Annotated in this window: 8 protein-coding genes; 1 reads left to right on the forward strand and 7 read right to left on the reverse strand. The window is 71.9% G+C overall.

From position 1 onward, the window contains the following. Nucleotides 1-6: 6 nt before the first annotated feature. The 6 genes from AC07PR_RS10805 to AC07PR_RS10830 form a co-directional block, all read right to left on the reverse strand. Entirely contained in the window at nucleotides 7-786 is a 780-nt protein-coding gene (locus tag AC07PR_RS10805) for a sensor histidine kinase (RefSeq protein ID WP_377154541.1), read from the reverse strand. Nucleotides 787-999: 213 nt separating this feature from the next. After that, nucleotides 1,000-1,611 carry a hypothetical protein gene (locus AC07PR_RS10810; protein ID WP_377154543.1) on the reverse strand — a complete coding sequence of 204 codons (612 nt, stop codon included), beginning with the start codon at nucleotides 1,609-1,611 and terminating at the stop codon, nucleotides 1,000-1,002. After that, on the reverse strand, nucleotides 1,608-2,561 hold the full coding sequence (locus tag AC07PR_RS10815) for a DUF2272 domain-containing protein (protein WP_495135287.1): 954 nt from the start codon (nucleotides 2,559-2,561) through the stop codon (nucleotides 1,608-1,610). The genes AC07PR_RS10810 and AC07PR_RS10815 overlap by 4 nt, the downstream gene beginning before the upstream one ends. Before the next feature lie 131 nt (nucleotides 2,562-2,692). Beyond that, nucleotides 2,693-3,730 (reverse strand): aliphatic sulfonate ABC transporter substrate-binding protein, encoded by a 1,038-nt coding sequence (locus AC07PR_RS10820; RefSeq protein ID WP_495135288.1) that lies wholly within the window; start codon nucleotides 3,728-3,730, stop codon nucleotides 2,693-2,695. Nucleotides 3,731-3,762: 32 nt separating this feature from the next. Continuing rightward, entirely contained in the window at nucleotides 3,763-5,142 is a 1,380-nt protein-coding gene (locus AC07PR_RS10825; protein ID WP_495135289.1) for an LLM class flavin-dependent oxidoreductase, read from the reverse strand. Next, the gene (locus AC07PR_RS10830) at nucleotides 5,132-7,525 is read right to left on the reverse strand and encodes a TonB-dependent receptor (RefSeq protein WP_495135290.1); all 2,394 of its coding nucleotides are present in this window, start codon (nucleotides 7,523-7,525) and stop codon (nucleotides 5,132-5,134) included. The genes AC07PR_RS10825 and AC07PR_RS10830 overlap by 11 nt, the downstream gene beginning before the upstream one ends. Before the next feature lie 204 nt (nucleotides 7,526-7,729). Here AC07PR_RS10830 and AC07PR_RS10835 point away from each other — a divergent pair, with 204 nt between their 5' ends. Then, nucleotides 7,730-8,749 (forward strand): LacI family DNA-binding transcriptional regulator, encoded by a 1,020-nt coding sequence (locus AC07PR_RS10835; RefSeq protein WP_495135291.1) that lies wholly within the window; start codon nucleotides 7,730-7,732, stop codon nucleotides 8,747-8,749. A 63-nt stretch (nucleotides 8,750-8,812) separates the two neighbouring features. Here AC07PR_RS10835 and AC07PR_RS10840 read toward each other — a convergent pair whose 3' ends face one another. Further along, entirely contained in the window at nucleotides 8,813-9,454 is a 642-nt protein-coding gene (locus tag AC07PR_RS10840) for a nitroreductase family protein (protein WP_495135292.1), read from the reverse strand. Nucleotides 9,455-9,718: the final 264 nt, after the last annotated feature.

The raw sequence follows: 9,718 nt of genomic DNA on the forward strand, positions 1-9,718 counted from the left end.
GCGTGATCACGCGGAGTCGATCGGGATCAGCAGAGTCGCGCAGGTGCCGCGACCCGGCTCGGAGCGCAGCACGAGCGCGCCGCCCAGGGCCTGCAGCTGGGCGCGCGCGCCACTCAGGCCGAGCCCTCGCGCCTCGGTGTCGCCCTGGCCGGTCGCGAAGCCGCGCCCGTCGTCGCGCACGCGCACGCTCAGCCATCCGGCGTCGACCGTCGGCACGATGTCGACGCGGGACGCCGAGGCGTGCTTCTGCACGTTCAGGCAGAGCTCCCGCACCACGCGGCAGGCGACCGCGCGTTGCGCGGCCGGGATCTCGACAGTGCCGGGGGCCGCCATCGCGCTGCCGTCGACATGGATCGCCAGCGGGCCGAGCAGGCCCAGCTCCGCCGCCATGGCGGCCAGCGCCGTCGGCAGGTCGCCGTGCCAGTCCGGCGGCGCCAGCGCGAAGGTCAGCGTGCGGACCGTCTGCGACAGCTCGCCCAGCAGCGCGGTGACCTGGGCCAGCGCCGGATCCGCGCCGGCCGGGGCGGTCGCGCCCTGGCGCCACTCCCCGAACGCCAGCCGCAGCCGGACGATCAGGCCGCCGACCTGGTCATGCAGCAGCTGGGCGACGCGTTCGCGCTCACGGAGTTCGGCGTCGGCGTGCGCTTCCGCGAGCGTCATCTGCAGACGGGTCAGCCGCTCGAGCCGGTGCTCGCGGGCGAGCCGGCCGGTCGGGCCGGTGGAACGGGGCCGCGTCGGCGGCGGGGACTCTTCACGCTGGCGGGGACGGTGTGGGGTGAGGTTCATGCGAGCTCCCTGTGCGCCTGGACGGCGTCGTCGTGTGGATGCCGACCCCGGGGGATCGGTGCCGCAGACGGTAGTCGGCGCCGTCTTCCGCGACCTTCCGGAAACCTTCCGGAAGCGCCGTCAGGTTCCGGAAGGTCCGGAAACAGGCGCTTGCGGGCGTTTGCACGCCCTTGCACGCTTTTGCCCGCGCTCGCGACCGACCGGCCAGGCCGTTCATTCGCGGGGGCAGTGCGGACGCTGGTGCGGCGTGGCACGGCTGAGGTCGTAGCAGCGCTTCAGGTAATCGATGTTGGCGCCCAGGTCCGGCAGCGGCCGCCCGATGCCTTTCCAGTGCTCGGCCAGCGCCTTGCGCAGCGGGTCGACGGCCGCCATGTAGTCGTCGGGGAAGGGGACGACTTCGTAGACCAGGGGAAACTCGATGTACTCCAGCTTCACCAGCGCGCCCAGCTGCTCGTAATGGAAGTGGACGGCGGCGAAGTTCTCCATGTCCTGGCTCAGGTAGAGGTCCTCGCCCGAGCCGGCCAGGCGGATGAGCTCCTGGGCGTGCGGGCCGATCTCGGGCAGCAGCTCGCGCTGGAACGCGCGGGCGCGCAGCCGGATGCGCTCGTCGCGCTCCAGCAGGTGGGCGACGTGCTGCAGCGACTGCAGCCGCTCCGTCAGGTTGGCGCGCTTGCTGTCGTCCACCCAGGCGACGAGCTGGGTGACCGAGATCAGCACCCCGACGATGACGCTCAGGCCCGTGGCCAGCCCGACCGCCGCCTGCCAGTAGCCGAGCACCGCCGCGCGGCGGTCGCGCGGCATCCTGACGTTGTCGGAGGCGCTCAAGGCGGCGCTCCCTTCTGGCGCAGCAGGACCGTCCAGGCGCGGTCCGGCGTCGCGATCAGCCGGCCCCCGGCGTCCAGCGGCGCGCGCGTCCAGCTGACGCTTTCGCTGACGTTGCCGCCGATGGCGCCCAGCTCGCCGCCGTCCACCTGCACGACCAGGTCGCAATGCCAGGTCCAGATGCGGCCGCGCAAGGTGCGGGGCAGGGTGCTCCATTGGGCGAAGCCGGTCGGTGCGTCGGGCTGCGCGTCGCGCGGCGCGCAGATGACGTCGCCCGGTCGCGGCGGCGTGACGGCGGCGTCGCGGGCCTCCAGGCCCGGACGGCTCCCGTCCAGCGCCGCGCGGATGTAGTGCCAGTGCAGCTCGCTGGCCTCGAACTGGCGATCGCCGAAGCCGGCGTTGCGCATCAGCCAGGAGATGAAGACCGCGCTCCACGGCTTCAGCGAGCCATCGTCGAAGCGCGTGCGCTGGAGCGGGTAGTCGGGGCCCTTCACGCCGATCCAGTACAGCAGCACGCGGGTGTGGAGGTAGGGCTCGGTTTCCTGCCGGCGCGGTGCGTCCAGCCGGCGCTCGGTGAGGTTGGTGGCGGCATCCCAGCGACCTCGACCCCAGAGCTCCCATTCCTGCAGCGCGAGCGCGAGCAGGCGCTCGGTCGACGGCGCAGGCGGCGCGGTCTCGCCGCCGAGGCCGGTCGTCGGACTGACGTCTGGAGTGGCTTTCGAAGCGGCGTTCGAACCGAGGTTCGACATGGCGGCCGGACGCGGCGGCTCCACTTCATAGACCGGCGCCGGATCGTCGAGCGGCCACGGCGGCGGTGCCGCGATCGGCTTCGTCTGCGCGCAGCCCTGCAGCCAGAGCGCGACGAGCGCGAGCAGCGCCAGCAGCACGGCGTGCGAGAGATCGCGAGGAAACGGATCGTGGCGGTACACCCGCCGGGGCGGACGCTGTGACATGAGGCCTCCTGCGTCGCGGAACGGGGACGCGGAAGGCTCATCGTCGTGGCGGCCCGGCGCTCAGGGCATCGGAGGAAGGCTGAGCTTGAGGGTGAGAAATCCGGAACCGCTCCCGCCGCCCCGGCGCTGGGTCACAAGCCCCAGAACGCCTCCTTCACCGCCACCTTCGCTGGAATGATCTTCTGCGCGAAGAAGGCATCGGCGATGCGCTGCTGGTCCGCCGCGATCGCGGCCGTCAGCGGACGCGCACCATAGCGCAGGCGCTTCTGCAACTGCAGCAGCTGCGCCTCCGGCACGCCGAAGAGCGGCGCCACGAGGCGCGCGCTCTCCTCGCGGTGCTCGTTGGCCCAGGCCCCGGCCTCCGCGAGCAGCGGGATCACCTGCTCGCGCAGCAGCGCGCCATGCTCGGCGGCGAAGGCGCGGCGCGCCTCGTAGAAGCTCCACGGCGGGGACTCGGGGGCGAGGGCACTGAAGGCGGCCAGCACGCGCGCCTGCGTGGCCGCCTGCGCGAAGGTGAGGTAGGGATCCCAGACGACCCACGCGTCGATCGCGCCGCGCTCGAAGGCCGCGCGCGCGTCCGCCGGCGAGAGGAACACCGGCGACACGTCGCGCAGCTGCAGTCCTGCCTTGGCCAGCGAGGCCAGCAGCAGGTAGTGCGAACTCGACCCCTTCTGCAGCCCGACGCGGCGGCCCTTCAGGTCCGCGACGCCGCGCAGCGGGCTGTCGGGTTTCACCAGGATGGCTTCGCTGTGCGGCTGGCCGGGCTCGGCGGCGATGTAGACGAAGTCGGTGCGCGCCGCCTGCGCAAAGATCGGCGGCGGCGCGCCCGTGACGCCGATGTCGACGGCGTCCACGTTGAAGGCCTCCAGCAGCTGCGGGCCGGCAGGGAACTCGAGCCAGGCGACTTGCCAGCCGAGCGGGGCCAGTCGTTGCTCCAGTAGCCCTCGAACCTTCACGAGCGGCAACAGCCCGCCTTTCTGGAACCCGACACGCAGCGTGCGCCTGGTGCGCACCGAGCGCTCCGTCGTGGCACCGCTCGGTCGGACTCCCTCTCCCGCTTGCGAGAGCGGGTGGGGGTGAGGGCCAGCGGCCGCGGCCCGTGCACCGGTGCCGACGGCGATCACCGTCGACAACAGGGGCACGGCGGCGAGCAGGGTACGGCGCTTCATGGGGACTCCTTGACGAGGGTGTTGGCGATGGCCTAGGTGTGACCGGGATGAGCCGGCCGCGCCAGCCCCAGGTGATCGCGCAGCGTCGTGCCTTCATAGCGCGTGCGGAACAGCCCGCGCCGCTGCAGCTCGGGCACGAGCAGGCGCGTGATCGCCTCGAAGCCGGTCGGCAGCAGCGGCGGCATCAGGTTGAAGCCGTCGGCGGCGTCGTGCTCGAACCAGTCCTGCAGGATGTCGGCCACGTCGCTCACGCTGCCGATGGCGGACAGGTGGCCGCGACCGCCGGCGATCTTCATCGCGAGCTGACCGAGCGTCAGGCCGCCGTCGTGGCCGAGCTGCGTCAGCAACTGCTGGCGGCTGCGCTGGCCGCTGTCGGTGAGCGGCAGTTCGGGCAGCGGCGCGTCCCAGTCGAGGCCGCGCAGGTCGATGTTGCCGATCATCCGGGACAGCAGGCCCAGCGCGGTGTCGCGGTGAACCAGCGATTGCAGCTCGGCCTGCCGGTCCTCGGCCTCGGCACGCGTCGGCGCGACCAGCACATAGGCGCCGGGGAGGATCTTCAGCGCGTCGCGCGGGCGACCGGCGGCTTCCGCGCGGGACTTCAGGTCGGCGTAGAAGGCCTGCGCACGCGCCCGGGTCGGCTGCGCGGTGAAGACCAGCTCCGCGCTGGCCGCGGCCAGCTGCCGTCCCGGCTCGGACGCGCCCGCCTGGACGATCACCGGCCGGCCTTGCGGCGAACGCGGCACGTTCAGCGGTCCGCGCACGCGGAAGTGCTCGCCGCGATGGTTCAGCACGTGGCGTCGCGTCGGGTCGTAATAGAGGCCCTGATCGCGGTCGTCGATCAGCGCGTCGTCCTCCCAGCTGTCCCACAGGCCTTGGGCGACGGCGAGGAACTCCTGCGCGCGCCGATACCGGTCGCCGTGTGCGAGGTGCGCGTCGCGGCCGAAGTTGCCGGCCTCGTTCGCGTTGTCCGAGGTGACCAGGTTCCAGCCCACGCGACCGCCGCTGAGGTGGTCCAGCGATGCCAGCTGGCGCGCGACCGTGTAGGGCTCGTTGTAGCTCGTGGTCACCGTGCTGACGAGTCCGATGCGCGAGGTGCCCGCCGCCAGCGCGGACAGCAGCGTCAATGGCTCGAAGCGCGAGGACCGCGACAGGCGCTCCGCGCCCGGTCCGTCCTCGGTCGCCACGGAATCGGCCAGGAAGATCGCATCCAGGCAGGCGGCCTCCGCCTCGCGTGCCAGGTGTCGATAGAGCGCGAGATCGACGCCGGCATGCGGCGGCACGTCGGGATGCCGCCACGCGGCGACGTGATGGCCGGACTCGAGCAGGAAGGCGCCGAGGTGCATGCGGCGCCCCTGGCCGCGATGACGTGCCGCAGCCTCGGAGATCCCGGAGGGGGACGCCTCAGAAGTCATGCCGCGCCTGCACGCCGAAGTAGCGCTGGTCGTCGCGCGGGACCCAGCGGTTCACGTAGCTGCCCCCGCGACCGAGGAAGGAGGCATACGACTTGTCGAGCAGGTTCTTCGCCACCAGCGCGACGCGCCAGCCCTGGCTGGGTTGCTGCAGCGCGATGCTCGCGTTCCAGATCCCGTACGCGCCCTGCCGGGTGTCGGCGAACTGGCCGATGTCGTACTGCACGCGGCTCTGCCAGGCGTAGTCGCTGCCCAGCTCCAGCTGCCGTCCTCCCGCCAGCGGGATGCGGTAGCTCGCGCGGACCGTGCCCTTCCAGTCCGGCGAGAAGGGCAGCGGCTTGCCGTTGACGTCGCAGCTCGCGGTCGCGCCGACGGGGCAGTTGAAGCGGTCGATGCGCGCATGCACGTAGGCGACCGACGCGGCGACGCTGAAGTCGCGCGTCACGCGCGCATCGAGATCGAGTTCCGCGCCGCGGCTCGCGACATCCCCCGCGTTGATCAGCCGCGTGATCACGGTGCCGTCGACCGTGTCGAAGAAGTTGGCCTGGTAGTTGCGGTAGTCGGTGGAGAACACCGCCAGGTTGACCCGCAGCCGGCGGTCCAGCCATTCCGACTTCAGGCCGGCTTCGACGCTGTTGGAGGTCTCGGGCTTCAGCGCCAGCGCGTCGCGCGCCAGCATGTTGAAGAACACGTTGAAGGCCGGTCCCTTGTAGCCGCGCGACCAGGTGAGGTAGGTGCTGAGGTCCTCGTCGACCGCATGCTGCAGGCCGACACGGCCGGAGCGCCCGACCGCCGTCGTGTCGCCGCCCAGCGCCACCGCGCCGTTCACGCCCGGGATCGCGCCGGCGAACTGCGCATCCGGCGTGCTGCGGGCGCGCTCGTGCGTGAAGTCCAGGCGATCCTGCGTCCAGCGCGCCCCGGCCAGCACGGTCCACGCCGGGGTCAGGTGCCAGCGGCCCTCGCCGAAAAGCGCGGTGCTGTGGCTGTCGGTCCCGTAATGCGCCTCGCCCCAGTCGGCGTAGGTGCCGGTCGCGGTGACGCGCGCCACGTCGCGGCGGTAGATCTCCTTGTCGTGCGTGTGCATCGTGAAGAGCCCGGCGACGTAGTCGATCGGCAGCCCAAAGGCCGAGCCCTGCGGCGAGGCGATGCGGATCTCCTGCGACAGCTGCTCGAAGTCCACGATGCCGCGGTCATGCGATTGCGGCAGTCCGGCGGCGGGCGCGGCCAGGCGGTCGCCGTCCTGCACCTGCGTGTTGTCCCAGCCGCGCCAGCCGGTGATGGCGGTCAGCTGATGGCCGGCGGGGAGCTTGCGCTCGTAGGTCAGCGAGGCGCCGCGGTTGCGGTCGTGGACGGTGGTCGCGAGGTTGGTGTTGATGCGGCGGTTGTCGTCGCTGGCCACGACCGGCGCGAGCGCCGACGCGAAGGCGGGGAAGTCCGTGACCGCGCCCGACGGATACGCGATCAGGTGCGTGCGGGTCACGACGCCGGTCGGGATGTCGTCCTTGGACTTGAGGTAGTCGGCGGTCAGCGCAAGCCTGCTGAGCGCGTCGATGTCCCAGTCGACGCGCGCCCGCACGCCGCGCTTGTCGTAGCCGTTGACGCGGCTGCCGTCCTGCACGTTGGTCACGTTGCCGTCGTAGCGGGCGCCCAGCGCCGTCAGCGAGGCGCGCACGCCGCCGGCCAGCGGGCCGGAGATGCCACCGCGCAGCCGCGTCTCGTTGCCGCCGCCGTAATGGCTGAGGTCGATGAAGCGCTCCAGCTGCGAGGCCGGCTCGCGGCTCACGATGTTGACCACGCCCGCCGACGCGTTCTTCCCGAACAGCGTGCCCTGCGGGCCGCGCAGCACTTCGACGCGCTGGACGTCGAGCAGATCCAGCGTGCTCTGGCCGGGGCGCGCGAGCGGCACGCCGTCGATGACGGTGGAGACCGTGGGCTCCACGCCCGGCGAGGTCGAGATCGTGCCCACGCCGCGCACGAACAGCGAGGTGTCCTTGTTGGAGGCGCCGGTGCGGAAGTTGAGGCTGGGCACCGCGGCGGCCAGGCTGCCGAGCGTGTTGCGATTGGCGTTCTCCAAGGTCTCGCCGTCGAGCACGGACACGGCGACGGGGACGCGCTGCAGCGACTCGCTGCGTTTGGCAGCGGTGACGGTCACGGCGGGGAGGGCGTTCAGCGCGGCCGCGTCGGCCCCGCCGCCCACTGCGGCGCCGGCCTGGGAGGCGGCGCCGGACGCCGCGGTCTCGGATGCCGCTGCTGCTGCGGTGTCCTGCGCCAGCACCTGCTCGGCCGCCATGGCGCACAGCAGGCTGCAGGCCGCGGTGAGCATCCGGTGCTGCCGGTCGTAGCGCCGCCGGGCGGGGCGGTGTGGGGCGATGGTCGGGCGGCGCATGGCGTTCTCCGTTTTCCTCAGAAGCGATTGAGATGGCCAACAAGCTGTTAGCGCTAACATGGTTCGCATCATCCGAATCGGCGCCAAGGCGCGTCAAAGACCAAAAGATGATTTCCTTAAACGGTTTCCGTTCTGGCCACGGCGTCGTGGCGGGTGCTTCTTCGGCGCGCGCGTCCCACGCAGACGCAGGCGGCGGAGGCACCGATGCGTAAGCGCAAGACCACGCAGCGGACCACGCTGATGGATGTGGCGGCGGCGGCGGGGGTGTCCGCGATTACGGTGTCGCGCTTCTTCAACGAACCGCATCGCGTCGGCGCGGAGGCGGCCGCGCGCGTGAAGGCCGCCGTCGACGCGCTGGACTACGTGCCCAACCTGGCCGCCGGCGGACTGGCGTCGGCGCAGAGCCGCGTCGTGGCGATGGTGGTGCCCAACATCTCCGGGCCGATCTTTGCCCACACGCTGGAGGCGCTCTCGGACGGGCTGGCGGCGGCGGGGTATCAACTGCTGCTTGCGTCGAGCTACTTCTCGAAGGAGAACGAGGAACGCGCGGTGCGCGCCTTCCTCGGCTGGCGGCCGGCCGCGCTGGTGCTCACGAGCCGGCACCACAGCGCCGCGACCGAGCGCTTGATCGAGGCGACGCAGGTCCCCGTCATCGAGACCTGGGAGCTGACGCCGCGCCGGCCGACGCTGCAGATCGGGTTTTCGCACCGTCAGGTCGGACGCGATGCCGCAGCGCACCTGTGGGCGCGCGGGTATCGCAAGCTGGCGTTCGTGCACAACTGCGCGGCGGGCGACCTCAGCGCGCAGGAGCGGCACGAAGGCTTTGCCGAAGCGTTGCGTGAGCTCGGCCATCGCGGCGAGCCGGTGGCCCTCCGCCCGGTTGCGCCCGCGCCGATGGAGGCGGGCGCCGAGGCGCTGCGCGCGCTGCTGGCGCGCAAGCGGCAGCGGCCGGATGCGGTGTTCTTCGCCAACGACAACCTGGCCTGCGGCGCGCTGCTGGCGGCGCAGCGCGAAGGCTGGTCGGTGCCGGGCGACGTGGCGGTCTTCGGCTTCGGCGACTACGCGTTCGCCGACAAGCTGCTGCCCAGCCTGAGCACGATCCGCCCGCCGGCTCGCGAGATCGGCGAGCACGCGGCGGCGCATGTGCTCAAGCTGGTGGCGGGCGAACAGCCGGAGCGCCTCACGGCGCTCCAGTGCGAAGTCATCGCGCGCGAGAGCGCGTGAACGCGGTGTCCTGCGAGGACAAGGGCACGGGTAAGGGCGCCTCGGTGGTGCCTCAGCCGCGCTTCACTCGAAAGGAAAGCGGCCTTCCGCCGCGATCGCGCTGAGCGGCAGGCGTGTGTTGGGCTGCTCGCGCGCCTGCAGCGCTTCGGGCAGCACGGACTTGTCGCCGCGACGGCCCAGCGCCACGATGACCTGCGGCGCGTAGTCCTCGGGGATGTCCAGCGAGCTGCGCGCCAACGCGCGGTCGAAGCCGCCGATGCTGTGCGCGTGCCAGCCCGACAGCGAGGCCTGCAGCGCGAGGTGCGACCAGGCGGCGCCGGCGTCGAAGGCGTGGGTGGCGTTGGGCTCCAGCGCGGACTTGCCCGGCGGCAGCCAGCGCTGCTGGGACACGACCAGCACCAGCGCCGACGCGCGATGCGCCCAGCTCTGGTTGGTGATGCTGAGGGTCTCGAACAGCGTGGCCCAGGCCGGCGTGCCGGCCAGCGCATAGACGAAGCGCCACGGCTGCACGTTGTAGCCGGACGGCGCCCAGCGCGCGGCCTCGAGGAAGCGCAACAGCGTGGCGGTGTCCAGCGGCTCGCCGGTGAAGGCGCGCGGCGACCAGCGGTTCAGGAACAGCGGATCGATCGGATGGTCGGCCTCGCGGACGGCGGGCAGGGCTGCGGGAACGGCGGTGGGCTGTGCGGTGGACAGGGCTTGGGACATGACGAGACTCCTTGGAACGGATCGCCGGACACCAACCGCCGGCGCGGGATGGCCCGGACCTTGGCATGTCGCCCGCCGGCGCGCCACGCAGAAAGACGCATAAGCAACTGCGTGACCGTCAGGGCGCCGAGGACATCCCGCGGTGGCCGGCGTTGTCGCGTCTGACCTTTCTCGTCCGTCCTCTCTCTGTTGATTCCCGCGCGATCCTGACCCACCGTTTCCATCCAATCTTGACCCACACTTGTTCGAGCCACTGAGGCTCAG

This window comes from Roseateles sp. GW821-FHT09H11, assembly GCF_059415845.1.